Genomic DNA, 1,386 nt, shown 5'->3' with positions numbered 1-1,386 from the left:
GCAAATAGATTTGGGGTTTCTTTGTACTGCTTTTTGAGCCATCTTACCGATGCGTACTTATACAACCCCTTCTCCCATTTCACCCATTTGAGTAGCCGATGGTTTAAGCCGTTCCATACATCTCGCATCCCTGCTTGCCAAAATTTATGGTAGTAGTTGATCAGTCCTCGGATGATTGGATTTAACCTTCGCGCTAATTCCTCTATGGGAACTCTGCACTTGTGAATTTCCAGTTCCCCGAACTTCTCACGAATGGCTTTCTTGGACTTTTGACTTGCAAAAGTGCCAGGCAGTAATAGCCACCTTCCGTTTACAAACCTGCGTATTGGGCGAATACTGAAACCAAGAAAATCATATTTCCTCGGATACTGTTTTTCCGCTTTTCCGCGCAGGTTCACAATTTTGGTCTTTTCAGGATGTAGTGTCAATTTGCAAGCTCGCATTCGTTGCTCTATTGCTCGCAGCATGAAAAGCGCTTGCTTCTCTGTTTTACAGTGTACGATGATGTCATCCGCATATCGCTCAAAGGGCTTCTCGGGATGAAACTTATCCATCCATTTATCGAAAACCACATGTAGAAAGAGATTTGCCAAAAGTGGACTAATCACCCCTCCTTGTGGTGTGCCTGTTGTACGTCTGCGAAGGTTCATCTCTTGTAAAACATCAGCTTTAAGCCAACGCTCCACGTACAGATGCACCCATTTATCCTTGCAATAGTGCCGTAGTGCTTGCATCATCAGGTCGTGATCGATGTTGTCGAAATACCCTTTGATGTCGATGTCTATGGCAAAGTCGTGGTTGAAACAATTCCGCTGACTTTGAGCCACTGCATCATGGGCACTTCGTTTGGGTCTATACCCATACGATGCTTTGTGAAACAGCGGCTCTAATTGCAATTCAAGATGGTGCTTAACAACTTGCTGTGCGATACGATCTAAAAGGGTGGGAATGCCAAGAGGTCTTGTCCCTCCACCCTTTTTAGGTATCATTACAGCCTTAACAGGGTCAGGAAAGTAACTGCCCGAACTCAGACGATTCCAAAGCTTGTACATATGCTTCGACAAGTTGTTGTCCAACTCCGCCCAAGTCATACCATCTACTCCTGAACCGCCTTTATTCTGCTTTACTTTCTTGTACGCCTGCCAAACCATCACTCTGGTTATTGGTTGCGACTTTGTCTCATAATAATCTATCATCCCATTGCTGGTTGTAAATAATTACTGAAACACAAACATGCTGCACCCTTCGCTCCATGACCATTACAGCCACTTCAGCACTACTACGATGCAGTCTGCCGCCATTGCCTCACCGCAACCTTACGATGTCTGCTTCCCCTTTACGGTTTTACAGAACGACAATGACTTCACTTGTTCCGATGTACCGCCT

Annotated in this window: 1 protein-coding gene; it reads right to left on the bottom strand. The window is 45.2% G+C overall.

From position 1 onward, the window contains the following. On the bottom strand, positions 1–1,091 hold a 1,091-nt coding region (ltrA, locus tag JX360_RS17380), incomplete at its 3' end, for a group II intron reverse transcriptase/maturase (protein WP_244353508.1). Positions 1,092–1,386: the final 295 nt, after the last annotated feature.

Source organism: Thermostichus vulcanus str. 'Rupite' (genome assembly GCF_022848905.1).
In the GTDB taxonomy this organism is placed as follows: domain Bacteria; phylum Cyanobacteriota; class Cyanobacteriia; order Thermostichales; family Thermostichaceae; genus Thermostichus; species Thermostichus vulcanus_A.
The sequence above is the reverse complement of the archived record's forward strand: the minus strand, read 5'-3'. Positions and strand labels throughout refer to the sequence as shown.